The organism is Pseudomonas sp. A-RE-22 (assembly GCF_019956035.1).
GTDB classification, from domain to species: domain Bacteria; phylum Pseudomonadota; class Gammaproteobacteria; order Pseudomonadales; family Pseudomonadaceae; genus Aquipseudomonas; species Aquipseudomonas brassicacearum.
On sequence record NZ_JAHBCZ010000088.1, the window covers coordinates 104,692 to 127,838 of the forward strand.

At 56.8% G+C, this 23,147-nt stretch carries 21 protein-coding genes, 1 tRNA gene and 3 pseudogenes; 14 read left to right on the forward strand and 11 right to left on the reverse strand.

Annotation, left to right across the window (positions count from 1 at the left end; genetic code table 11):
* Positions 1-42 precede the first annotated feature (42 nt).
* Positions 43-195: a hypothetical protein gene (locus KGA89_RS29070; protein ID WP_003200270.1), complete on the reverse strand. Its 153-nt coding sequence runs from the start codon at positions 193-195 to the stop codon at positions 43-45.
* 415 nt (positions 196-610) lie between these two features.
* Between KGA89_RS29070 and KGA89_RS29075 the strand changes: the two genes are divergently transcribed.
* The 7 genes and pseudogenes from KGA89_RS29075 to KGA89_RS29105 form a co-directional block, all read left to right on the forward strand.
* Complete coding sequence (locus KGA89_RS29075; RefSeq protein WP_223473153.1) at positions 611-1,372, forward strand: carbon-nitrogen hydrolase family protein; 762 nt, start codon at positions 611-613, stop codon at positions 1,370-1,372.
* A 7-nt stretch (positions 1,373-1,379) separates the two neighbouring features.
* Complete coding sequence (locus tag KGA89_RS29080; protein WP_003200274.1) at positions 1,380-1,814, forward strand: GNAT family N-acetyltransferase; 435 nt, start codon at positions 1,380-1,382, stop codon at positions 1,812-1,814.
* Between the two features lie 126 nt (positions 1,815-1,940).
* Positions 1,941-2,582 carry a UvrY/SirA/GacA family response regulator transcription factor gene (gene uvrY / locus KGA89_RS29085; protein WP_003200277.1) on the forward strand — a complete coding sequence of 214 codons (642 nt, stop codon included), beginning with the start codon at positions 1,941-1,943 and terminating at the stop codon, positions 2,580-2,582.
* 2 nt (positions 2,583-2,584) lie between these two features.
* The gene (gene uvrC / locus KGA89_RS29090; RefSeq protein ID WP_223473154.1) at positions 2,585-4,408 is read left to right on the forward strand and encodes an excinuclease ABC subunit UvrC; all 1,824 of its coding nucleotides are present in this window, start codon (positions 2,585-2,587) and stop codon (positions 4,406-4,408) included.
* 32 nt (positions 4,409-4,440) lie between these two features.
* Positions 4,441-5,001, forward strand: a complete 561-nt coding sequence (gene pgsA / locus KGA89_RS29095; protein WP_003200282.1) for a CDP-diacylglycerol--glycerol-3-phosphate 3-phosphatidyltransferase — start codon at positions 4,441-4,443, stop codon at positions 4,999-5,001.
* Positions 5,002-5,064: 63 nt separating this feature from the next.
* A tRNA-Gly gene (locus tag KGA89_RS29100) sits at positions 5,065-5,140 on the forward strand.
* Positions 5,141-5,362: 222 nt separating this feature from the next.
* Positions 5,363-5,635, forward strand: a pseudogene (locus tag KGA89_RS29105) (Arm DNA-binding domain-containing protein); the annotation flags it as partial.
* Positions 5,636-5,804: 169 nt separating this feature from the next.
* Here KGA89_RS29105 and istB read toward each other — a convergent pair.
* The 8 genes and pseudogenes from istB to KGA89_RS29145 form a co-directional block, all read right to left on the reverse strand.
* On the reverse strand, positions 5,805-6,608 hold the full coding sequence (gene istB / locus KGA89_RS29110) for an IS21-like element helper ATPase IstB (RefSeq protein WP_223473155.1): 804 nt from the start codon (positions 6,606-6,608) through the stop codon (positions 5,805-5,807).
* A complete protein-coding gene (istA, locus tag KGA89_RS29115; RefSeq protein WP_223473193.1) occupies positions 6,601-8,100 on the reverse strand; it encodes an IS21 family transposase in 1,500 nt (499 codons plus the stop codon). The genes istB and istA overlap by 8 nt, the downstream gene beginning before the upstream one ends.
* Before the next feature lie 83 nt (positions 8,101-8,183).
* Positions 8,184-8,699, reverse strand: coding sequence for a hypothetical protein (locus KGA89_RS29120; protein WP_223473156.1), 516 nt, complete (start codon positions 8,697-8,699; stop codon positions 8,184-8,186).
* Positions 8,700-9,619: 920 nt separating this feature from the next.
* A complete protein-coding gene (locus tag KGA89_RS29125; protein ID WP_079302504.1) occupies positions 9,620-10,300 on the reverse strand; it encodes a class I SAM-dependent methyltransferase in 681 nt (226 codons plus the stop codon).
* Positions 10,301-11,014: 714 nt separating this feature from the next.
* Entirely contained in the window at positions 11,015-11,305 is a 291-nt protein-coding gene (locus tag KGA89_RS29130) for a hypothetical protein (RefSeq protein ID WP_013692777.1), read from the reverse strand.
* A 68-nt stretch (positions 11,306-11,373) separates the two neighbouring features.
* A complete protein-coding gene (locus tag KGA89_RS29135; protein ID WP_223473157.1) occupies positions 11,374-12,675 on the reverse strand; it encodes an NAD(P)/FAD-dependent oxidoreductase in 1,302 nt (433 codons plus the stop codon).
* A gap of 11 nt (positions 12,676-12,686) precedes the next feature.
* On the reverse strand, positions 12,687-13,430 hold the full coding sequence (locus KGA89_RS29140) for an HAD-IA family hydrolase (protein WP_079302505.1): 744 nt from the start codon (positions 13,428-13,430) through the stop codon (positions 12,687-12,689).
* Between the two features lie 148 nt (positions 13,431-13,578).
* Positions 13,579-14,442: pseudogene (locus tag KGA89_RS29145) on the reverse strand (glycine betaine ABC transporter substrate-binding protein).
* A gap of 168 nt (positions 14,443-14,610) precedes the next feature.
* On the opposite strand from KGA89_RS29145, the pseudogene KGA89_RS30925 reads away from it, so the two are divergent.
* Positions 14,611-14,760: pseudogene (locus tag KGA89_RS30925) on the forward strand (LysR family transcriptional regulator); the annotation flags it as partial.
* Positions 14,761-14,847: 87 nt separating this feature from the next.
* Positions 14,848-15,528 (forward strand): LysR substrate-binding domain-containing protein, encoded by a 681-nt coding sequence (locus KGA89_RS29155; protein WP_223473194.1) that lies wholly within the window; start codon positions 14,848-14,850, stop codon positions 15,526-15,528.
* Positions 15,529-15,736: 208 nt separating this feature from the next.
* On the opposite strand, the gene KGA89_RS29160 is transcribed toward KGA89_RS29155, so the two are convergent.
* Positions 15,737-16,651: a carbohydrate kinase family protein gene (locus tag KGA89_RS29160; RefSeq protein ID WP_041931136.1), complete on the reverse strand. Its 915-nt coding sequence runs from the start codon at positions 16,649-16,651 to the stop codon at positions 15,737-15,739.
* A gap of 61 nt (positions 16,652-16,712) precedes the next feature.
* Positions 16,713-17,663 (reverse strand): AraC family transcriptional regulator, encoded by a 951-nt coding sequence (locus KGA89_RS29165; protein WP_013692783.1) that lies wholly within the window; start codon positions 17,661-17,663, stop codon positions 16,713-16,715.
* A gap of 292 nt (positions 17,664-17,955) precedes the next feature.
* Between KGA89_RS29165 and KGA89_RS29170 the strand changes: the two genes are divergently transcribed.
* From KGA89_RS29170 to KGA89_RS29190, 5 genes are read left to right on the forward strand one after another with little or no spacing between them, the layout of a single operon-like run.
* Positions 17,956-19,266, forward strand: coding sequence for an ABC transporter substrate-binding protein (locus tag KGA89_RS29170; protein ID WP_079302507.1), 1,311 nt, complete (start codon positions 17,956-17,958; stop codon positions 19,264-19,266).
* Positions 19,267-19,325: 59 nt separating this feature from the next.
* The gene (locus KGA89_RS29175) at positions 19,326-20,252 is read left to right on the forward strand and encodes a carbohydrate ABC transporter permease (protein ID WP_013692785.1); all 927 of its coding nucleotides are present in this window, start codon (positions 19,326-19,328) and stop codon (positions 20,250-20,252) included.
* Positions 20,253-20,262: 10 nt separating this feature from the next.
* Positions 20,263-21,096 (forward strand): carbohydrate ABC transporter permease, encoded by an 834-nt coding sequence (locus KGA89_RS29180; RefSeq protein WP_013692786.1) that lies wholly within the window; start codon positions 20,263-20,265, stop codon positions 21,094-21,096.
* A 57-nt stretch (positions 21,097-21,153) separates the two neighbouring features.
* On the forward strand, positions 21,154-22,251 hold the full coding sequence (locus KGA89_RS29185; RefSeq protein WP_013692787.1) for an ABC transporter ATP-binding protein: 1,098 nt from the start codon (positions 21,154-21,156) through the stop codon (positions 22,249-22,251).
* A 57-nt stretch (positions 22,252-22,308) separates the two neighbouring features.
* On the forward strand, positions 22,309-23,082 hold the full coding sequence (locus KGA89_RS29190; protein WP_013692788.1) for an L-iditol 2-dehydrogenase: 774 nt from the start codon (positions 22,309-22,311) through the stop codon (positions 23,080-23,082).
* Positions 23,083-23,147: the final 65 nt, after the last annotated feature.

Sequence of the window (23,147 nt, forward strand, 5' to 3'; positions counted from 1 at the left end):
GGCTTCCTGGACGGGCAGCGGGTTCATTCCCGCGCGCCGGTCCTAGTGGGGTGTTCGACAATTGGCCGGATTGGCCCGCAATTGAGGCTTGCCACCGGTAGGTGACCGATCGGAGGCGGCAGGCTGTCCCGAGCGGTGGCTGGTAAATCGCCAGGCGGAAAAACTGTCGTAACGGTAATAAGTGGCGTAGTTCATGGCTCAATCCTCAAGTTGTCTGGTGTTGCAAATGTGTGGGGCCTGAAAAAACAAAACCCCCGGTCGGGAGGCCGACCGGGGGTTTGGAAAACTCTGGAAGGCGACCCGTTTAAAATGGGCGCCGGTTGGGTATCAGGCGCGCCAGTGGCTAAACCAATACCCAAAATAAAAGCTGACCGGAGTTTGCACGCTGTTCGCCCAGGCAGCCGCAACCAAGCGCGGGGCGCTGGCGGTTTGAAGCGGTGAGAGGGCGTTGAACATGGTCTGTCTCCGATGAATGGCCCTGAGCTTACTTGAGGACGGTGCGCCGGTTCAATCAGAAAATTCTATCGAGGGCATGCAATTGTTCGGCCTGGCTTGAGTCCGCTGGGCTTTGTGACAAACTTCAGGTTTGCAGCGCCTCCCAGGATGACCCATGACCGTTCCAGCCTTCGCCGCCGCCCAGTCGATCTCCATTGCGGGGGACGTTCGTGCCAACCTCGTGCGTCATCAGTATTTCATGCAGGCGGCCGCTGAACAGGGCGTGCAGTTGCTCGTGTTTCCTGAGCTGTCGCTCACCGGCTACGAACGTGGCTTGGCGGCGGATCTGGCCATCCGGCCGGAGGACGGCGTATTGCAACCGCTGCGCGACCTGGCCCGCGAGCTCGGCCTGACGGCGGTGGTAGGCATGCCGATTCGCCTGTCGACGGACGCCCCGGTGTTGATTGGTGCGTTGGTCCTCGGCGCTGACGGTTCCCTCGGGGTGTACAGCAAGCAGCATCTGCACCCTGGGGAAGAAGTCGCCTTCGCCCCGGGGCATGGCGGCTCGATACTGGCGATGGGGCAGGATTGCATCGCCCTGGCGGTATGCGCCGATTTTTGCCACGCCAGCCATGCTGCCGCGGCAGCCGGGCAGGGCGCTACGCTATATGCAGCGGGGGTGTTGATCACCGAGGGTGGCTACGCGCCCGATACGACATTGCTGCAAGGCTATGCCCGGCAGCATGCCATGACCGTGCTAATGGCCAATCATGGTGGCGCCACCGGAGGCTGGGAATCGGCTGGCCGCAGTGCTATCTGGGGCCCGGACGGTTCGCTGCTCGCGGCAGCGCCCGGCACGGGCGAGCTGTTGGTGATCGCCCGCCGCGATGGCAACGGTTGGGTAGGGCAAGTCGTGCCGGTGGCCGTGCTTGGATGAGGTGTTCATGAGTTTCGAGTGGCGTGCCGCAACGGCTGGGGACATCGACTTCGCCCGGCAGCTGACCTGCGACAACATGCTTGCCTATTACCTCAAGCATGATTTGCTCTGGCAGGACGAAGCGTTCGACTTGGCCTGGATTATTCGCCAGAACTGGATAATCAGTCGTGCCGGCCAGGCACTGGGCTTTGTCAGCCTCAGCCGCGACGCCCGGGCGTTGTACATCCGGGAACTGCAGGTAGATAAAGCGTTTCGTGGGCAGGGCGCCGGTACTTGGGCGATCGGACAGGTTTGGGACCTGGTGGGCCTGGAGCGTCGGCCGGCGCTGCGCCTGACGGTGTTCAAGGATAATCCGGCCAGGGCGTTGTACGAACGCATGGGCCTGCGCGTCGTGGGCGAGGATGAGTGTTTCCTGAGGATGCAGCGAGACGCCGGTGCTTGAAGCCTCGGACGTTATGCCAATAAAGATGCGTTGTAACTTTTATCTGTCCCTTTGCGCTAGGTCTGCCGGACGCTTTTTGCTAAGGTGTTGTGCAACCCAAATAAGACCAAATCGTGAGGTGTCTGCTTGATTAGGGTGTTAGTGGTCGATGACCATGATCTCGTCCGTACGGGCATTACACGAATGCTGGCTGACATCGACGGCCTGCAGGTGGTTGGCCAGGCTGAATCAGGGGAAGAATCCCTGATCAAGGCGCGCGAATTGAAGCCCGACGTGGTGTTGATGGACGTCAAGATGCCTGGCATCGGCGGCCTTGAGGCCACGCGCAAACTGCTGCGCAGTCACCCGGACATCAAGGTGGTCGCGGTGACCGTGTGTGAAGAGGATCCGTTTCCCACCCGGCTGTTGCAGGCGGGCGCGGCGGGTTACCTCACCAAGGGTGCTGGGTTGAACGAGATGGTCCAGGCCATTCGTCTGGTTTTTGCCGGGCAACGCTACATCAGCCCGCAAATCGCCCAGCAATTGGCGATCAAGTCGTTCCAGCCAACCAACGATTCTCCCTTCGATGCGCTGTCGGAGCGGGAAATCCAGATTGCGCTGATGATTGTCGGTTGCCAGAAGGTGCAGATCATCTCCGACAAGCTGTGTCTGTCGCCAAAGACCGTCAACACCTACCGCTACCGTATCTTCGAGAAGCTTTCGATCAGCAGTGACGTCGAATTGACACTGTTGGCGGTGCGCCACGGCATGGTCGATGCCAGCGCCTGAAAATGACTGAATTGTTTGATCCAAGTGCGTTCCTCTCCACTTGCAGCGGCCGCCCCGGCGTGTACCGCATGTTCGACGGCGACGCACGCCTGCTTTATGTCGGCAAGGCCAAGAACCTCAAGAAACGCCTGGCCAGTTACTTTCGCAAGACCGGCCTCGCCCCGAAGACTGCCGCCCTGGTGGGGCGCATCGCGCAAATCGAAACGACGATCACCGCCAATGAAACCGAGGCGCTGCTGCTCGAGCAGACGCTGATCAAGGAATGGCGCCCGCCGTACAACATCCTGCTGCGCGACGACAAATCCTACCCCTACGTGTTTCTGTCCGACGGGGCCTTTCCGCGCCTGAGCATTCATCGGGGCGCCAAAAAGGCCAAGGGTCGGTATTTCGGTCCTTACCCCAGCGCCGGGGCGATTCGTGAAAGCCTCAGCCTGCTGCAGAAGACCTTTTTCGTTCGCCAGTGTGAAGACAGCTACTACAAGAATCGCACCCGGCCCTGCCTGCAATACCAGATCAAGCGCTGCAAGGCGCCTTGCGTAGGGTTTGTCGAGCCGCAGGTCTACGCCGAGGACGTGCGTCACTCGGTGATGTTCCTGGAGGGCCGCAGCAATGCGCTGACCGATGAACTGTCGGCAGCCATGGAAGACGCGGCGGTCAACCTTGAGTTCGAACGGGCCGCCGAGCTGCGTGACCAGATTGGCCTGCTGCGCCGCGTTCAGGACCAGCAAAGCATGGAAGGTGGCAGCGGTGACGTCGATGTGATCGCCGCGTTCATCAACCCGGGCGGCGCTTGCGTGCATTTGATCAGCGTACGTGGCGGTCGCGTGCTGGGCAGCAAGAACTTCTTTCCCCAAGTGGGTATCGAGGAGGACGTGGCCGAGGTCATGGCGGCGTTTCTGGGCCAGTACTACGTCAGCAGCCCGGAACGCGACTTGCCTGCCGAGTTGATCGTCAACGTGGTCCACGAGGATTTCCCGGCCCTGATCGAAGCCATCGACAAGCTTCGCGGTCGTGAACTGACCATCAGCCACCGCGTTCGCGGTACCCGTGCCCGTTGGCAGCAGCTGGCCGTGACTAACGCCGAACAGGCCCTGGGCGCGCGCCTGGCCAACCGTCAGCACGTGGCGGCGCGATTCGATGCCCTGGCCGATGTCCTCAACCTGGACGAGCCGCCGCAGCGGCTGGAGTGCTACGACATCAGCCATTCCAGTGGCGAGGCAACCGTGGCGTCCTGCGTGGTGTTCGGCCCGGAAGGCCCGATCAAGTCCGATTATCGCCGGTACAACATCGAAGGCGTCACCCCGGGCGATGACTATGCGGCGATGCATCAGGCATTGATGCGCCGGTTCGGCAAGCTCAAGGACGGGGAGGGCAAGTTGCCGGACATCCTCCTGGTCGACGGCGGCAAGGGCCAGTTGTCCATGGCCCGCGATGTGCTCAATGAACTGATGGTGCCCGACCTGATCCTGCTGGGGGTGGCCAAGGGCGCGACGCGCAAGGCCGGTTTCGAAACCTTGTACCTGAACGACGCCGCCCATGAGTTCACCCTCAAGGGCGATTCGCCGGCGCTGCACCTGATCCAGCAGATCCGCGACGAAGCCCACCGCTTTGCCATCACCGGACACCGTGCCCGCCGTGGCAAGACGCGCCGGACGTCTACACTGGAAGGTGTGGCAGGCGTCGGCCCGACGCGCCGCCGCGACTTGTTGAAACATTTTGGTGGATTGCAGGAACTGTCTCGTGCCAGCATCGAGGAGATAGCCAAAGCACCCGGTATCAGTAAAAAGCTCGCTGAGTCGATTTATGCAAACCTGCACAGCGAGTAGAATGCCCGTCAACCTCGCAGCCAGTTGTGCCGATGAATATCCCAAACCTGATTACCGTTCTACGCGTCCTGCTCATTCCGATCTTCATTTTGCTGTTCTATTTGCCGTACCACTGGAGCTACATGGCCTCCGCCTCGGTCTTTGCCTTCGCCGCCGCGACGGACTGGCTGGATGGTTACCTGGCTCGACGCCTGGAGCAGAGCACGCCGTTCGGTGCCTTCCTCGACCCGGTGGCCGACAAGCTGATGGTCGCGGTGGCCTTGGTGCTGCTGGTACAGGAACACGGCAACCTCTGGCTGACTCTGCCGGCGGCGGTGATCATCGGCCGCGAAATCGTCGTCTCGGCGCTGCGTGAGTGGATGGCCGAGCTGGGCGCCCGCGCCCAGGTCGCCGTGTCGAACCTCGGCAAATGGAAAACCGCCGCGCAGATGCTCGCCCTGGTGATCCTGCTGGCCAACCCTTCGGACTTCAGTTTCTGGGTGCTGTTGGGCTATGCGCTGTTGCTGGTTTCCGCTGGGCTGACGCTGTGGTCGATGGTCCAATACCTGCGCGCCGCCTGGCCGCATCTGCGGACGGATGTAGAGCCGAAATAAAACTTTTTTGAATCAAGGGGTTGACGGCGTAATTTGAATCTATAGAATGCGCCACACCAAGACGCGGGAATAGCTCAGTTGGTAGAGCACGACCTTGCCAAGGTCGGGGTCGCGAGTTCGAGTCTCGTTTCCCGCTCCAAATATTGCGCTACAGAGTTCCACTGAATTCTGTAAGTGATTGAAATCAGGGCCTTTAGGCCCTTTTTTCGTTCCAGCGGGAACCACTGAAATCCAGCACTATCCGGTGCGTTTAAGTCCAGGATTAAGTCCAGAATCCTGACGCGTACTGAATCGGTTTGTTGCTGGAGCAGTTTACGCAGCGAGATGAGCATCTGGCCCTGACTCTGTTCAGGAGCTCGCGATGGCACTCTCAGAAATGACAGTTCGGCATGCCCGAATCACCGGTAATGACTACACCCTCGGTGACAGCGATGGTCTCACACTCAATGTGACGGCCAGCGGCGGAAAAGTCTGGCTTTTCCGTTACTACTGGACGGGCAAGCAGAAGCGCATGTCCCTCGGTAGTTATCCGCAAATTGGGCTTAAAGAAGCCCGTACCCGTCGTGATGAAGCCCGTGCCTTGGTTGCCCAGGGCATCAATCCCTATGAGCATCGTAAACAACAGCGACTTGCTTGTTGGCGCTGATTGAAAACTGACCCACCCTGCCGATTGAAAATTGACCCAGGGCGGATTGCTGTTTTTTGTCCCAGCAATTGTGAATAAGCTTAGCAGCAGTGTTCCGGTTGAACGGTCATCAAGCCCCACCGCATAAAGGCATGCGGCAGGGTGTTTATGGTGCAGATCAAAACGGTTCATCGTCCTCGATACCTTCTTCGTCCTTGCGCTTTCGTTCACGTGATTTGATCTTTGTCTGCGCGGCCAGAGTGCTGTGTTGCAGGCGGTAGGACTCGTTGCCCGTTTCGACGATGTGACAATGGTGTGTCAACCGATCCAGCAACGCTGTGGTCATCTTGGCGTCGCCGAACACACTCGACCATTCCGAGAAGCTGAGGTTGGTCGTGATCACAATGCTAGTGTGCTCGTATAGCTTGGACAGCAGGTGAAATAACAGAGCGCCGCCGCTCTGACTGAAGGGCAAATACCCCAGTTCATCGAGTATCACCAGGTCTGTCCGAAGCAGCCCTTGAGCGATTCGGCCACTCTTGCCGTCGTACTTTTCACGCTCCAGCAGATTGACCAGATCCACTGTGGAAAAGAAGCGCACGCGTTTGTTATGGGTCGTGATTCCGGACACGGCCAAGGCGCTGGCCAAATGTGTTTTACCGGTTCCTGGCCCGCCGATGAACACGACATTCTGCGCGGTCTCTGTGAACTCCAAGCTGGACAGATCTTTGACCAGACGGGCATCTGCGCTGGAAGCGCTGAAGTCGAAGCCTGCCAAGTCACGATGCATGGGCAGTTTGGCCATGTTCATCTGGTGGTTCACTGAGCGTACGGCGCGATCTGCTTGTTCTTGTTGGAGCAGATGTTCGAGCAGCCACTTCGACGACGTCGTCGAGGCTTCTCCTTGAGAAGCCAGTTCTTCCCAAGCGCTGGCCATGCCATGCAGACGCAGCTCTTTGAGTTCCGCCATTAGGTCACGCATTGCGATTCTCCTCATCGGTTGTACGGAGCCGGTCGTAGCGCGCCGTATTGGCGACAGGCGCTATCTTGAGTTGCAGGTTGGTTTCTACGGAAGGAGGTGGTGCAGTGGAGGTCAGTCGAGCTAGAACATTCAGGATGTGATCGGCGCTCAAGCTTCCCGACTCAAGCACCAGTTCTACCGCCACGAGCACCGGGTCGAGACCGGCGATGGGCACAGCAGCCAGTACCTGCGTCATGATTCGATCACCGTTGCTGTGACGTCTCAGGCCCCGCTTGAGAAGCTGCAACGGCTTAGGCAGATCGGCAAACGGCGCGCCATTGCGCAGCGCACCGGGTTTGCGTTCGATGAGTGGGATGTAATGCTGCCAGTCAAAACTGACCTGATCTCGATCAAACAGACGCTCGTGGCTGGCGATCATAGTTTCATCGGCGATGACCACGATCCGAGAAGGATACAGACGGCTGCTGACCCACTGGCCGACGCGCTCACAAGGCACCGAATATCGATTTCGCGCCACGCTGATCAGGCAGGTGCTGGAGACCCGTACGGTGCGCTCGACGTAGCCATCAAAAACCGTCGGCATCGGCATCATTTCGACCCGCTCCAGCTCCAAGACCTCTGCCACCGTCAGCCCGTTGTACTGCGGATGCACCAGCTCGCTCCAGAGTGCACGACAGCGTTGGCCGAGCCAGGCATTCAATTCTTCGAAGGTGTGAAACATGCAGTCTTGAGCGTCGAGCCAGATGCGTCGTCTGCTGTCTTGCACGTTCTTTTCAACGATGCCTTTTTCCCAGCCCGAGGCGACATTGCAGAAGTCCGGATCGAACAGGTAGTGCGCGCACATCACGGAAAACCGAGCATTGACCGTGCGTCCTTTGCCCTTGTTAACCTTGTCGACAGCCGTTTTCATGTTGTCGTAAATGCCGCGACGTGGCACCCCACCTAACGCACCGAACGAGCGCGTATGGGCATCGAACAGCATCTCGTGGCCTTGGCTGGGATACGCAACCAACCAGAACGCGCGACTGGCGCACAGCTTCATGTGGGAGACCTGGATGCGTCGGAACAGGCCGCCGATCAGCAGACCTTCTTCGCTCCAGTCAAATTGAAAAGCCTCACCGAGTGCAAACGTCAGCGGCACAAAGGCACGTAACGATTTGCCTTGCTCACCGCGCCACGAGCGGATGAAGGCTGTGAGCTGGCTGTAGCCGCCGTCATAACCCTGGGCTTTGATCTGCTCAAAGAGTGCTTTGGCGCTCCTGCGGTTGTGCTTTGCCCGAAACGAATCAGCCTTCAGCGCCTGCTCCAGCGTCTCGTGGAATGGGCTGAGTTTGTTGAAGGTTGCGCACCGCTGGTACGCCGGTTGAGTGGCTTCGGGCGCTCTGACCCATTTTCGGATGGTGTTTCTCGACAGCCCGGTACGCTTGGCGATCTGGTGTAGCGACAGCTTGTCGCGAAAGTACATCCTCCGAATTTTCCCCAACATTTCCATGCTGATCACCTGTGTTCTCCTGCTCGGAAAGTGAGCAGAAGTAATTGAACACCTGGGTCAGTTTTCAGTCGGCAGAACAGCCTTTACTGGGTCAGTTTTCGGTCAGCGGCAACACCTATCGCCTTGAGTTCCTCCAGAAGGGCCTCATGAGCGATCTCTATCGCCCTAAGCTTGACTTCGAGAGCATCTCTATCAGCTCGTAGCGTCAGGTAGGTATCAATACTTATTTTTGACTCATCAGGCGTCTTCCTTCCAAATAGAAAGGCGGGGAATTGGTCTGGATAATGGTGAATCATCCAATATTTGAGATCCGTATGCCTGACAGTTACGAGTCTGTAGTCGACGGGGCTACCTGGCCGAGTCGTCACACCGAAATAACCATAAGGGATCTCGTTGTTTCGTATGGCATCGAGAATTTTCCCCATGTTGATATGCAGACATGGCCATTGGGGAAATTGCTTCGACAGCAAGCCTGGACAATCCCAGGCGCTGTCTAGAATTCGAGCCTCGTGATCCATTAGCCCACACCAGCGTATGGCAGCATCAATCGGCCGGTAAAACGATTTTTCCCATGGATTGAAACTGTGAGCTGTGTACATGCTAGCGGCCTCATCCGGGGTGCAACCGCTAGGTACCTTTTTAGACGCCTGTACTGGCCTTTGCTTCCTTGCGGTGCCTGTCTCTTGGTTCAGATCGATCCCTTGATAACCTCCGTCCTGATGTTGGTCTGGGCCGGGGAGATCTAATGAAGAGCTTTTAGCTATTATTAACTTCTATTTGTTGGATAGCTCTATGATCCAGAACCGTCGTGTTATTTTCATATGTGGAAGAAAGTGGCTGAGAAGCCTAATTACGTGGCTCCTATGTAACGTTCTCACATTCTGAATGCGTCCAGACGAGCCTTTTGGATCATTAGTTGATGGTGAATAAGTGTTGCGCAACCTGGCTTCATGGTGGTTGTGGTTTCGCGCGGAAATAATAGCTGGGTGGGATTACTCTTAAAAGTTCGTAGGGCAGAATACTGCTATGCACGGAAAAGATAAATTGCCAATGTATGGGCCGTAGATCCTCGTAGCAATAATACGAACTACGTGTTGCGCAGACCTACGTGCAGACATGTGGTGCGCCCAACCTACTATCGCTGTAAGCCACCGTTTGCCCAGGCGCTGACGAATACGTTCGTTGTCGCTGCACGCAAGTGGAGAGTGGCAGGCACCTGCCATCTCCACCTCTACCGTTGGGCCTGAGAAGCAGACCCCCCGAGGCCTCTATGCGCTGTCCGGTAATCCAGCCGTTACCTTCCCAGGTCTTTCGACCTATGATGAAACCGTCTTCGCCCACGCTGGCGGCAATTCGCTCGTAATGGTTGCTAATCGTTCGCTCACTGTCTCCGTTGGGGAGAAATGTCCATCGGAAAGACACGAGGCGCCCATCCACGGAGCTGATCATGTCGCCTATGATTCGAGGGGGCGTAAACTATAAACACCATCAAGTGAATAAGCGGCCGATAGCCATCCTATTATTTTTTGCGCAAAACATACACTCGCCACATGGCGTAGAACGGTATGAAGTCCAGGGATTTCTGAACACGGAAACCGACTTGTTCAAACTCTGCCTCGACAGTAGTAGCCGGTAACACGAACCGATTTTGGTAACCTTCCTGTTCTCCTTTGTTGCGACGACGCACTTCGGTACGCTTGCGTTTCCAAGCCTTGAAGTTCCCGTCCACCCATAGTGAGATAATTACGCTGTCGCGAGTAACGCGTTGAAACTCACGCAGTATCGCGAGTCTGTGCTCAGGGGCGCCGATGTGGTGCATCAAGCGCATGCAGAATATGTTGTCAACCGCGTTGTCCGGTAAATCGATAGCAAAGGCAGAGGTCTGCAACGGGCGAACCCGTTTCACCACCTCCGCCGGTTGGGCGATGGTTGCGACCTTCAACATCGACTCAGAATTGTCTGCGCCGATGATCACGCGACCAGGCTTTTGCGCCAGTAACGGCCAGAAACGCCCGGCCCCACACGGCAAGTCCAGCACCAAGCCAGGCTCGCCAGCGGCGACCAACGCACTACGTGCCAATTGCTCGTCGCGTTTGTGGGATAAACGGCGGGCCAGATTGTCCTTATGCTTGAGTAAATAACTCTGCGCGTGCTTATCGTCGTACTTTTCGGAAAATTCAAGCTTGATCGGATCGGGCATCAATGGGGCTCCATTTGTTGCGGCGAATAATTCCAGAGGGTATGAACTGTAATCCTCATTCTGACTTGGTGCGGTCATGGCTCTGGCTGGGGGGGGTGCTTGACTATGGGAGCTTTCAGGTCAATCAAACAACCTTATGGCTTCTATCAGAATGGGCGTGGAGCCTATTGACGATGACGCAGGGGCTGCGTAACCGTGGCGTGATTTTACGACAGGGATGACGAAGAGCTAGCTGCGTGATCGCATATAACCATGAGCTGTATTGATGGCTGGGCGTCAATAACACCATCGCGTTGCTGGGGGTGACTGATAACTCTCATTTATAGCTTCAATCGCTGCGATGTACTTCAAGTTTTACTGTCAGCTGATACCTGCTTGCTGAGAATCAATTTTGGCGATGTCAGCTTTGAAAGAAAGGCGGCTTTTGACGTCGACAGACGGAGTAAGCAAGAGATCTGACGAATAAGGGGTTGGCAGTTGGGGCCGGTACACAGCTTTTAACCTTCGGGTTTTTCCCGCACGGAGCAGGCCTGGCCTTGGTCCTGACCGACCGAATGCCTTACGTTCCCCCACTTGATCAACTTGAGCATTAAACGACGCTACGACGTGGCGTGACCAGAGAGCACATGCTCACTGGGCTCTATGAGAAAATCTTGAGCGCCAAATGACTTTTGCCAATTCCTAGAGCGGTCAATGGCGAGATTATCTATGTATTCATTTGTCTGACTTCGCTTTAAAACTCTGGCTCGTGACACCGTCCGCAGGACGACGTTGATTCGCGCAGGGCAGCAACCCGCGGTGCTCCCAGAGCTTCAATATGGCGTCCATGCAGGCGCTACTTGCTCGCGCCAGCTGGCTCGGATCTTCAGCTTCCAATAATTCGCACATCAACCTGCGAATGTAACTGGCCAGCCACATGGCGAGAGGGTCATCCCGGCACTTCGATAGTTTGGTCGATAATTCCCGGCCTAGTTTCAAGCATTGAATTTCATTCTCCAACAGCATGGCAGTATCACTCCTTCCGGACCGAGGCTGTGTAGCGGCCTGGGACTGTCATTTCTTTCGGGATACGCTCAGCGTCCGATGGCGTCCAAAAACTGATACCAACCGGCGACCATTCGAACCACGGGTACTCGCAGCGAATAAAAAGGTATACGGCGTATTTTGTCCGCCCACATCAACCCCAATTCTGGCTTCCGCCCAACAATGACATCTGCGACATGCTTACCGATGTATGAGGACATGGCCACTCCCGTGCCGTTGTAACCCATGGCATAGACCACGCGGTCATCAATCCGTCCGACGTGCGGCACACTGTCAATTGTGAGCGCCACTAGCCCCGACCAACGATGGTTGATGGTCGCCCGGGCGAGTAGGGGAAACTGCTTGACCATCGCTTCGTGCAAGGCATTGAAAGCCGCCTCGGAGTCATCCGTGCCGAACGCACCGCGACCGCCGTACAACAGACGGTCCTCGGCCATCCGAAACCAGCGCATCATCCGCCGCGTTTCGGTGTAGCTGCGGCCGTGGCGCAACAACTCCAGCTGCGGGCCGGTGAGAGGCTCGGTGGCCAGCATCGCCGAACGAAAAGGCACGACCGATTTGCGCACAGGCGCAGTAGCTGGCGTTAGGCTCGAGTAACCGTTAGTAGCCAACACGACTTGCTTGGCACGGACAGTGCCAGTAGGTGTCTCCACCCTGACGCCCGTCCCCATCCGCCGAATGCCCATGACGGGCGCTCCCTCATGAATACTGACTCCCGCCGCGCTCACACCGTCGGCCAACCCCCGGACGAAGTTCAATGGGTGTAACAAGCCTCCACCTCTGTCGAGGACGCCGCCGACAAAATCGCCAGAGCCGGTTTCCTCCTGCATCTGACCGGCGCAAAGCACTTCGAAGGAGCTATCCCCCAAATGCTCATGCAACCACTGCGCCTCCCGCACACAGTAGTCCAGCGTGGCCTCGTTGTGCGCGCAATGCAGGCTGCCGCTACGCCGATATTGCGCCGCTTCCAGCGAATAAACCGCCACCAGCTCCTCAAGGTGTTCCACCGACTCAAGGGATAGACGACGCATAGTCTGAGCCATCTCCAGTCCGTATCGCGCCGCCACCTTGCTCAGCGAGATACGATACTTGGCCGACACCACGCCACCATTTCGACCGCTCGCCCCCCAGCCGATGCGACTGGCTTCCAGCACCACTGTTGCCAGCCCTTTTTTCGCCAAATAATGCGCCGTGGACAACCCGGTATAGCCTCCCCCCACCACGACCACGTCATAGCTTCGATCACCTTCCAGCGCTGGAAATGACGGAGCGTCAACGGCCGTGGATTGCCACAGTGAAGCAATATCGGCTGCAAAAGGACTGACGGCCATGGCTCGCTTCCTCAGGAATATTTCATGGCTGGGTTGCTCAACTCGGCTTCCACTGCGTCAGCCAGCTCTTTCATTGAGTGGAAGTGGAAGTCGGGTTGAGTGACCTTTTCAGGCACGGGCGTGGCGCCATAGCCCAGGATGTCGTGACGACGTTCGATCCAGCAAGTGGTATAGCCCGCCTCGTGCGCCACACCGATGTCGTGATACTGGCTCTGAGCGACATGCAAAATGTCACATTTCTGGAAACCTGAAGCTGACTGACGTCCTTGGTTGTAAGCGAAATACAGTGGGTCGGGCTTATGTACGCCGGTCTCTTCGCTGGTGAGCGAGTCATGGAACGGATAGCCCAGGGTGAATTGGTAAGCGGAGAAGGAAGTGCGATCGACGTTGGTCATGGCGACTAGACGGAAATGCTTGCGCAGGCGAGCCAGGGCATCCACGGAATCGGCAAAGGCTGGCCAGGAGACCACTGAAGCCTGAAAGCGATCACCGGCGGCCTTATCGCTGATCAGTCCCAATTCGGCTGCGAACTTTTGATAAATATCGCTCATGGTGTACATGAATCGATTGGGAGCACGCATGTCGCCGCGGTACACGTCATCTGCGGTTTTGTAAGCGTCGAAAATGGCGTCGTCAGAAACGTTATAGGCTTCAGGTCCGCCGATACTGCGTACGGCCGCCAAGATGCCGGCTTCGAAATTGATCAGGGTGCCTACTACGTCAAAGGTCAGGACTTTGAAATCAGTCAGTTTCATTGCGGTTCTCCAGGGTGTTTTATTAGTTAAATGGCAATTCAGCAAATGACGGGCACACATCGGCGCACAGGCGGGTTGCCGCATGCGGTGGATCAGGTTCAGGTAGTGGGATAAAACGCAGCGTTTGAAACTGGACGCAAATGTCAGGTCACTGGAACATGGCAGCGAAGCGTGTGCGGTTCTTCAAGTAGTAAGCGTTCACTACTTCATCGACCGAACTATCCTTGGCTTGCATCTGCATGGTTTCCAGATCGTTCAAAGGCAACGTGTAATGCTCGAGGAAGGTGGCGATCTTCGGCTCGTCCGCCTTGAAGCCCAGGCGGGAAACCACGTGGATATGCTCAGTACCGCCGAAAATGTTCTTCGAGTCGACGAGATAGCGCAATTTCCATTTAGCAAACATCCAGTGCGGGTTCCAGGCGTTGATGATCGACCATTTGTCACGGGACTGATCCCGCGCTAATTCCGAGAGCATGCCTGCTTCGGAGGAAGCAACCAGCTTGTAGTCTTTGAGGCCATATTCGGCGATGGCCTTTTCGGACAGTTTGTATTGCCCATTTCCCGCTCCTGCCGACAGGATTCGGTTGCCGAATTTCGCCGCAATGCCCGGCTTGTTCAGGTCTTCAATACTGGACACCTCACTGGCCGGAATGCTGTCTGGAATCGCCCAGCCAATCTTGCCGTCGTACACGGTCCCCAAGTCTTCAACTTGAGAGCTGTACTTGTCTCAGAAGGTTTTGTGCGCCCCTGGCAGCCAGACCATTGGAATGAAGTCGACGCTCTTGTTGGCTAATGCCTGGAATTGGATGCCCAGGTCGGCCATGACGAGTTTGACCGGATGGCCAGTCACGTCTTCGATCGCCTTGGCGGCCAGTTTTGCAGTGATTTCTGCATCTGCCCAGTTGATCCAGCCGATACGGATCGGTGCCTGCTCGGCGGAGACCGGCAGTACCTGCAAAAGGGAAAGCGCCAAGCCTCCCATCAGAACCTTGAATGTGTGCACCAAGCGCATTTGCGTCTCTCCTGAAATTACGATAAAGCTTAGGTAATGGAATAGAGGCAGATCAATACTGGTCATCGCAGACATGGACGGTCGTATACGCCGGCCTGGTTGCCATATGGCCATGATTCTGCGAGCAGAACAAACAACTAATTCACGACCTTTGGATAACTTTTTGTAATGGAAAAGCTTCGGCGGCGCCTTCCTCCTCTCAACGGTCTTGTGGTGTTCGAAGCCGCTGCGCGGCTGCTGAGTTTTACTGCGGCGGCCCATGAAATATGTATTACTCAGGCGGCCGTCAGCCGGCAAATTCGGCTCGTAGAAGAGTTTCTCGGTCACGAGCTATTCGTGCGTGAACACCGTCGGGTCAGCCTTACCCCTTCTGGGAGGCGTCTGTATGCAGCGGTGGATCAAGGAATGGAGCGCATTGCCCAGGCAGCCAGTGATATCCGCAGCGGCACGCAGGAGGCGTTGACGATCACGGCCACCATTGGCTTATCGACCTATTGGCTGATGCCCCACTTGGAGGCCTTTCAGGCCGAGCACCCTGAGGTGGCGATCCGGTTGCTGGCGCTGGACCGGGAGGTGGATTTACGCGAGGAACAAATTGACGTGGCCTTCACCTGCGGCGATGAGGGGCAGTCGCAGCATATTCGCATGACCCGCCTATTCGATGAAAATATGGTGCCGCTGTGTAGCCCTGGCTACCTCGCTGGGCGCCAGATCAAGAACTTGCAGCAACTGGTGGGGGAGCGTTTGTTGCACTTGGACCACGAACACTGGCGCGGCTTCAACTGGCCAGTGGTGGACTGGTCCACCTGGCTCAACCAGATGGGCTATGAAGGCCCGTTGCCGCCCTCGCGCATGGCCTACAATAACTACGCGCAGCAGATTCAGGCGACCCTGGATGGGCGCGGCATAGGGCTGGCATGCATCGGTATGCTCAAGACGTATCTGGACAGTGGCCAATTGGTGCAGCCCCTGGCATTGGAGCACAGAACCGCGCGTGGTTATTACATGGCGGTTAATCAGGCCAGCACTAACGAGGCGGCTTTGCAGGTATTTCTGGAGTGGTGGGAACGCTCAGTGGTGATCTGAACAAGCATTGGGCGAAACAGGTGGCCGCTTAGAAGCAACAGCCCTGGCAAAACGCTCTGGACGGCTGCCTGGCACGAACAGTGCGCTTCGAATGATTTTGGATTAAACGCCCCGTGCAGGGGGGGTAGTCGTCATCCGGGATCTAAAGTCCATCCAGTGCTTCTTGAGTCCCGCCTTCCTGACAAAATGGCGGTACGCAATGCGAACTTCAGCGCTGATGTTGCATGCGGTTTGACAGCAAATCCTCCACCTCTTCACGACTAGGCGCGTAAGCCCCGGCATGCGAGCAAGACACCGAGGCACAAGCAGCGGAGAACTCCAATCGTGCATGGGGCTCTTGGATGCCTAACAACGTCGAGGCCAGCCATCCGGCCATACTCGAATCGCCAGCACCCACCGTATCAGCGACCTCAACGGCGATCGCGGGCTGTTCAAACTTCACGTCGGCAGCATACAACGCCATACCTTTCGCTCCACGGGTGAAAAGAATCTGCGCACTAGCATTCATCGTCCGCAACGTGTGAAGCGCCTGTTCTTCGTTCAATCCAGGGTATATCTGGCGAAGATCTTCATCCGAGAGCTTGATGATGTCTGCAAGCTCCACCATGGCCGGGAAAGTCAGCTCGCGGTAGCGGGTGTCCATCAGGTTGCGCCAGTTCGGGTCATAGCTGATCAGCTTGTCTTCTTCCTTCACCCTCCTGGCCACCTCAACAAGCCTGTCCCCCAATGGCTGACGGGCAAGGCTGATACAGCTGAAGTGACAGAGTCGAGCGGCATCCAACCAACCTGCCGGGAGTTGGTCCACATCAAAAAGTAGATCGGCCTCGCCCGCAAAGAAATACCGGGGAGGGTGGCTGGAGGGCACGATAGCTACCAGAGGGTCAGCGTCAACTCTCTGGAGGAATCTCATGTCCAGGCCGGCAGACTTCGATTGCTGTGCGAGCTCATCGCCCAATGAGTCGGTACTGATCGAGCCGGCGAATGCAGTGGGCACGCCGAGGCGGCTCATTGCGCGGGCCACGTTCCAGGGCGCGCCACCTGGATAGCCCTGCCACCGTCCGGGCGAGTGTTGAACCACGTCGGTCAGTGCTTCTCCAAACACAACAACGCTCGGCAATTGCATATTCATTCTCTCTTGTATCGGGCTGGGGACACTATCGTGCGTTACATCGACAGGCGCGGTCTCACCGCACCTGCGTGATCGGTAGCGATGGGTGAAGACTGTCTCGGTTGAAGAGCTTCACGGCAGTAGTACGCCGGTAGTCGCTCGGGGTCTGATGCATTTCATGACGGAAGTGGCGATTGAAATTGGAGACGTTTTCGTAGCCTACCTCGAAGCAGATTTCGGCGACCGAGAGCTGTGTCTGGACGAGTAGCCGACATGCACGCTGGATGCGCAGCTTGCGCATCAGGTCCATGAATCCGTGGCCAGTGATTCGTTTGAAAAAGCGTGAAAAACCGGCCTCGCTCATCCCAACTCGCTCGGCGATGACAGATAGCCGGACGTCAGACGTGAGCTCATTGATCAAGTAGTCGAATGCCTGATTAATTCGCTCCGAGCTGCGCTCGTTCAACGAAGGCGAGTAGCAGGCGCTGGCCAATACCCGAATTTCGCGCTTTGGCGCCCTTGCGAGGGTGCCTATCAATTGCAGGAACATGATCAGGCGCTGAAGCCCCGTCGCCTCGCCGATTCTCTCAAGCAGCAAAGCGGCCTCGACGGCCGTCCCCCCAGTAAACTCGATCCCACGTTGTGCCAGCTCAAATAGCGTTTTCAGCTCTGATAGCTCAGGTAATGAACCTTGGAGGTCGAGCAGGGCAGCACCGTCAAACTGCAGAACCACGTCGCGGCCTACGAGCTGTTCCCCCGGCGCGATATCTCCCATCCAATCATGGGGAAGACCTGGGCCAATCAGTGCGACATGTCCTGCGGTGAAGGGCCCGATGTAATCCCCAGCCAAAAGCTTGCCACTTCCTTGTCGAATCAGGTGGATTTCATATTCCGGATGGTGGTTCCAGCGGGCGAGGGCGTATGGATAGTCGTGCTCGTACCATCGAAAGCTCTGATCGGGTTCAGGAAGGATGACTTCAAGGTCGGCTGGTCGGTGCTCGAACAAAGCAGCGCGGTTATCAGGCATCTCGTGCCCCTTTTTATAGTTATGCGGTGGATCGAATGCGCCAACCATACGCCGAATTCGTCCGGGGCTGCTAGCCCAACTATTGCAGCTTGTTGATACTTTTTTAACCCTCGTGGCCGCCGGTTGTCGCGATCAAAAAAGTATCGATTCGGCGTCCGCGATTCGTTTGAGGGCGGGGCGGGTAGGTGGTCTAATCAATTCGCCCACCACTGCAATGCGGTCTTGTTTTGCTCACAAGTGGTGAACAACAACAATAATAGCTCCGGTCATCTGGCTTGGAGTGGAGAGCCCCATGAAGATTACGAATGCGCTAATTCTTTCTACTGGTCTGTCATTCGCCCTTGCCAGCCATGCCGCTGAGACGCTGACCATCGCGACGGTCAACAACGGTGACATGATCCGAATGCAACGGCTATCCAAGGTCTTCGAGCAGCAGCATCCCGACATCAAACTGAACTGGGTCGTGCTCGAAGAGAACGTTCTGCGTCAGCGCCTGACCACTGACATTGCCACTCAAGGTGGTCAGTTCGACGTGTTGACGATTGGCACCTACGAGACCCCGATGTGGGGTGCTAAGAGCTGGCTAGAGCCGATGAAGGACCTCCCGGCCGGCTACGACGTCGACGATATCTTTCCTGCCGTGCGTCAGGGCCTTTCCGTTAACGATACGCTCTACGCACTGCCGTTCTACGGCGAAAGCACCATCACGTACTACCGCACCGACCTGTTCAAGGCTGCAGGGCTGACGATGCCGGGGCAGCCGACCTGGTCGCAACTGGGCGAGTTCGCTGCCAAGCTCAATGATCCTTCGAAGGATCAATATGGCATGTGCTTGCGGGGCAAAGCTGGCTGGGGCGAAAACATGGCCTTGCTTACCACGATGGCCAACGCCTTCGGGGCGCGCTGGTTCGATGAGAGATGGCAGCCTGAACTCAATGGTCCTGAGTGGAAGGCAGCAGCGACGTTTTATGTTGATACCCTGAAGAAATACGGCCCTCCGGGAGTATCCAGTAACGGGTTCAACGAAACACTGGCCCTTTTCAACAGTGGAAAATGCGCGATTTGGGTTGATGCAAGCGTGGCTGGATCTTTCACCACCGATAAGGAGCAGAGCCGGGTGGTGGACAGCGTAGGTTTCGCTCCTGCGCCTATTGAGGTTACCGACAAGGGGTCCTCATGGTTGTACGCCTGGTCATTGGCAATTCCTGCCACCTCCAAGCACAAAGAGGCCGCCAAATCGTTCGTCACCTGGGCCACCTCCAAAGAGTACATCCAGCTAGTTACCGATAAGGATGGCATCACGAACGTGCCACCCGGTACACGCATCTCGACCTACAGTGACGCTTACCTCAAGGCCGCGCCGTTTGCTCAGGTAACGTTGCAAATGATGAAGCACGCTGACCCGTCGCAGCCTTCAGCCAAACCTGTTCCGTACGTGGGCATTCAATACGTGGTGATCCCCGAGTTTCAGTCGATCGGTACATCGGTAGGCAAGCTTTTCTCCGCAGCATTGACAGGACAAATGTCGGTTGAGCAAGCGCTGGCTTCTGCCCAGTCCACAACCGAGCGCGAGATGAAGCGTGCGGGCTATCCCAAAAAATAAATAGCCCCTTACCTCCGCCGGCTTAGCGCCGGCGGTCACAGCCGCACAGGTAAATAATCATGAACACGTCCATTATTCGAGCCCAGCTTGCGGCCTCGGCGCCATCACGCGCACGCCGTTTGATCAATCCAGGATGGTTTCTGGTGTCGCCATCGGTTGCACTTTTGTTGCTCTGGATGATCGTGCCGCTGGCCATGACCGTTTATTTTTCGGTGATCCGGTACAACCTGCTCAATCCAGGGGAAAACGAGTTCGTTGGCCTGGAGAACTTTGCCTATTTCGTGACAGATTCGGGTTTTCTTCCCGGAGCGCTTAACACGTTGATATTGGTGGGCAGCGTGTTGCTGATCAGCGTGATTTTTGGTGTCTTGATTGCAGCCTTGCTTGAGGCAAGCGAGTTCTTTGGACGCGGCATAGTCAGGGTGCTGCTCATTTCGCCGTTTTTTATCATGCCGACCGTGGGTTCGCTGATCTTCAAGAACCTGATCTTCCACCCTGTCTCCGGGATCCTCGCGGCGGTATGGAAGTTCTTCGGGGCACAGCCCGTCGATTGGCTAGCTCATTACCCACTCTTCTCGATCATCGTCATTGTTTCCTGGCAGTGGCTGCCTTTTGCGATCTTGTTGCTGATGACAGCCATGCAGTCGCTCGATCAAGAGCAGAAAGAGGCCGCTCGATTGGATGGGGCGGGTGCCCTGGCCATCTTCTGGCATCTGACCCTGCCACATTTGGCCAGGCCCATCGCGGTGGTGGTGATGATCGAGACGATTTTCCTGCTGTCGGTATTTGCAGAAATCTTCACCACGACAAATGGCGGACCTGGGTTCGCTTCGACCAACCTCGCCTATCTGATCTACAACCAGGCGCTGGTGCAGTTCGATGTGGGCATGGCCTCGGCCGGTGGCCTGATTGCGGTGGTGATCGCTAACATCGCGGCGATTGTGCTGGTGCGCATGATTGGCAAGAACCTGACCGACAAAGCCTGAGGACAACGCCATGATGACGCTTAAACAATCCCGGTCTCTGCAAAGCGTACTGCTCGGCACCTTGGCCTGGGTCACCGCTTTGCTGTTGTTCTTTCCGATCTTTTGGATGGTGCTTACCAGTTTCAAGACCGAGATCGACGCTTTCGCTACGCCGCCACAGTTCATCTTCATGCCTACGCTGGAGAATTACTTGCACATCCAGGAGCGCAGTGACTACTTCCACTTTGCGTGGAACTCGGTGCTGATCTCCTTCTCCGCTACAGCGTTGTGCATGCTGATCGCGGTGCCGGCGGCCTACTCGATGGCGTTCTATGAGACCAAGCGCACTAAGCAGACGCTGCTTTGGATGCTATCGACCAAGATGCTTCCTCCAGTTGGGGTGCTCATGCCTATCTACCTTCTGGCGAAGGGGGCGGGGTTGCTGGACACCCGGATCGCGCTGATCGTGATCTACACCCTGATCAACCTGCCCATCGTGGTATGGATGATTTACACGTACTTCAAAGACATCCCCCGGGAGATTCTGGAGGCGGCCAGGCTGGACGGCGCGACCCTGGGGCAGGAGATGCTGCGCGTGCTGCTGCCCATCAGCAAGGGTGGGCTGGCCTCGACCATGCTGCTGTCGATGATCCTGTGCTGGAACGAGGCCTTCTGGTCGCTCAACCTGACGAGCTCCAGCGCCGCACCTCTGACCGCGCTGATCGCTTCCTACTCGAGCCCTGAGGGTCTGTTCTGGGCGAAGCTTTCCGCGGTTTCCACATTGGCCTGCGCACCTATCTTGATCTTCGGCTGGATCAGTCAGAAGCAATTGGTTCGTGGGCTGTCCTTTGGCGCCGTCAAATGACGACGCCGAGCATTCAATGATTTCGCGAAGGCTCCAATTTCATACAGGACTTTACGCATGGCCACTTTGAAAATAGAAAATCTCAAGAAAGGTTTCGAGGGACTGTCCATCATCAAGGGCATCGATCTCGAGGTTAAGGATAAGGAATTTGTGGTGTTCGTAGGGCCGTCGGGGTGTGGCAAGTCGACCCTGTTGCGCCTGATTGCAGGTTTGGAAGACGTCACGAGCGGCACGATCGAGCTCGACGGCCGAGACATCACTGAGGTGACTCCTGCCAAACGAGACCTGGCCATGGTATTCCAGACCTATGCTCTGTATCCGCACATGACGGTACGCAAGAATTTGTCATTTGCCTTGGATCTGGCAGGTGAGAAGAAGCCGGATGTGGAAAGGAAGGTCGCCGAGGCCGCAAGGATTCTCGAACTTGGTTCTCTGCTCGACCGCAAGCCTAAGCAGTTGTCAGGTGGTCAGCGCCAACGAGTCGCTATTGGGCGTGCGATTGTCCGAAACCCGAAAATTTTCCTTTTCGATGAGCCACTGTCGAACCTTGATGCTGCGCTGCGTGTACAAACGCGCTTGGAGCTGTCCCGACTGCATAAGGAGCTGCAGGCGACCATGATCTACGTGACCCATGACCAGGTCGAAGCCATGACGCTCGCCACCAAGGTCGTTGTGCTTAACGCTGGGCGGATCGAGCAGATTGGTTCGCCGCTCGAGCTCTACCATCACCCTGCCAACCTGTTCGTTGCCGGCTTCCTTGGGACACCAAAAATGGGATTCTTGCAGGCGACTGTGCATGCCGTGCATGCATCGGGGGTGGAGGTTAGATTCGCCTCTGGAACCACTTTGCTCATTCCACGCGACAGCAGTGCGTTGTCGGTCGGGCAATCTGTGACGATCGGGATACGGCCGGAGCATTTGACCCTGGGCGCTGAAGGCCAAGTGCCAGTCACGACGGATGTCACCGAGCGCCTGGGCAGCGATACCTTCTGCCACGTGAATGTCGATTCAGGAGAAAGCCTGACGGTACGTGTCCAGGGGGATTGCGAAGTGCCGTACGCCGCCCGGCGTTATCTCACCCTCGATGTCGCTCATTGCCATCTATTTGATGAGAGCGGTCTTTCGGTAAGCCCTGCGGCATCACGCGCGGCCTGACTTCCATCACGCGCGCTCTTTCGATGAAGCGCGCCACGAACCACAAAGGTAGATTCAATGAAACGTCTCGAAGGTAAAAGCGCTTTGATCACTGGTTCCGCGCGCGGTATTGGACGCTCGTTTGCCCAGGCCTATATCGGTGAAGGCGCTACGGTCGCTATCGCCGACATCAATTTGGAAAGAGCTCAAGCGACGGCCTCCGAGCTTGGGCCGCAAGCTTACGCGGTGGAGATGGACGTTACCCGCCAGGCGTCCATTGATGCAGCGATCGCCGAGGTCGTTGCCCACGCAGGAAAGCTGGACATCCTTGTGAACAATGCGGCGTTGTTCGATCTTGCACCGATCACCGAGATCACTCGGGAAAGCTACGACAAGCTTTTTGCAATCAATGTCAGCGGGACGCTGTTCACGCTTCAGGCAGCGGCGAAGCAGATGATCAGTCAGGGGCATGGCGGTAAGATCATCAACATGGCCAGCCAGGCGGGTCGCCGCGGTGAGGCGTTGGTAGGCGTCTACTGCGCCACCAAGGCGGCCGTCATCAGCCTTACACAGTCTGCTGGCCTTAACCTCATCAAGCACAAAATCAATGTCAATGCGATTGCCCCGGGGGTTGTCGATGGCGAACACTGGGACGGTGTCGACGCGCTCTTTGCCAAACACGAGAACCGACCCCTGGGTGAGAAAAAGCGGCTCGTCGGCCTTGAGGTTCCGTATGGAAGAATGGGGACGGCAGAGGATCTGGTAGGAATGGCAATTTTCCTGGCGGGCTCGGAGAGCGATTACATCGTTGCACAAACGTACAACGTTGATGGCGGGAACTGGATGAGCTGAGTGCAGGAGGGGGGGGGCGGGTGACAGGAGAGCGGCACATTTTCCGATCACCCGGCGGTTCGATT

Coding starts and splice junctions, on each gene's coding strand:
- KGA89_RS29070 (WP_003200270.1), bottom strand. CDS start 195: ATGAACTACGCCACTTATTACCGTTACGACAGTTTTTCCGCCTGGCGA.
- KGA89_RS29075 (WP_223473153.1), top strand. CDS start 611: ATGACCGTTCCAGCCTTCGCCGCCGCCCAGTCGATCTCCATTGCGGGG.
- KGA89_RS29080 (WP_003200274.1), top strand. CDS start 1,380: ATGAGTTTCGAGTGGCGTGCCGCAACGGCTGGGGACATCGACTTCGCC.
- uvrC (WP_223473154.1), top strand. CDS start 2,585: ATGACTGAATTGTTTGATCCAAGTGCGTTCCTCTCCACTTGCAGCGGC.
- pgsA (WP_003200282.1), top strand. CDS start 4,441: ATGAATATCCCAAACCTGATTACCGTTCTACGCGTCCTGCTCATTCCG.
- istB (WP_223473155.1), bottom strand. CDS start 6,608: ATGCGTGACCTAATGGCGGAACTCAAAGAGCTGCGTCTGCATGGCATG.
- istA (WP_223473193.1), bottom strand. CDS start 8,100: ATGGAAATGTTGGGGAAAATTCGGAGGATGTACTTTCGCGACAAGCTG.
- KGA89_RS29120 (WP_223473156.1), bottom strand. CDS start 8,699: ATGTACACAGCTCACAGTTTCAATCCATGGGAAAAATCGTTTTACCGG.
- KGA89_RS29125 (WP_079302504.1), bottom strand. CDS start 10,300: ATGCCCGATCCGATCAAGCTTGAATTTTCCGAAAAGTACGACGATAAG.
- KGA89_RS29130 (WP_013692777.1), bottom strand. CDS start 11,305: ATGCTGTTGGAGAATGAAATTCAATGCTTGAAACTAGGCCGGGAATTA.
- KGA89_RS29135 (WP_223473157.1), bottom strand. CDS start 12,675: ATGGCCGTCAGTCCTTTTGCAGCCGATATTGCTTCACTGTGGCAATCC.
- KGA89_RS29140 (WP_079302505.1), bottom strand. CDS start 13,430: ATGAAACTGACTGATTTCAAAGTCCTGACCTTTGACGTAGTAGGCACC.
- KGA89_RS29155 (WP_223473194.1), top strand. CDS start 14,848: ATGGAGCGCATTGCCCAGGCAGCCAGTGATATCCGCAGCGGCACGCAG.
- KGA89_RS29160 (WP_041931136.1), bottom strand. CDS start 16,651: ATGCAATTGCCGAGCGTTGTTGTGTTTGGAGAAGCACTGACCGACGTG.
- KGA89_RS29165 (WP_013692783.1), bottom strand. CDS start 17,663: ATGCCTGATAACCGCGCTGCTTTGTTCGAGCACCGACCAGCCGACCTT.
- KGA89_RS29170 (WP_079302507.1), top strand. CDS start 17,956: ATGAAGATTACGAATGCGCTAATTCTTTCTACTGGTCTGTCATTCGCC.
- KGA89_RS29175 (WP_013692785.1), top strand. CDS start 19,326: ATGAACACGTCCATTATTCGAGCCCAGCTTGCGGCCTCGGCGCCATCA.
- KGA89_RS29180 (WP_013692786.1), top strand. CDS start 20,263: ATGATGACGCTTAAACAATCCCGGTCTCTGCAAAGCGTACTGCTCGGC.
- KGA89_RS29185 (WP_013692787.1), top strand. CDS start 21,154: ATGGCCACTTTGAAAATAGAAAATCTCAAGAAAGGTTTCGAGGGACTG.
- KGA89_RS29190 (WP_013692788.1), top strand. CDS start 22,309: ATGAAACGTCTCGAAGGTAAAAGCGCTTTGATCACTGGTTCCGCGCGC.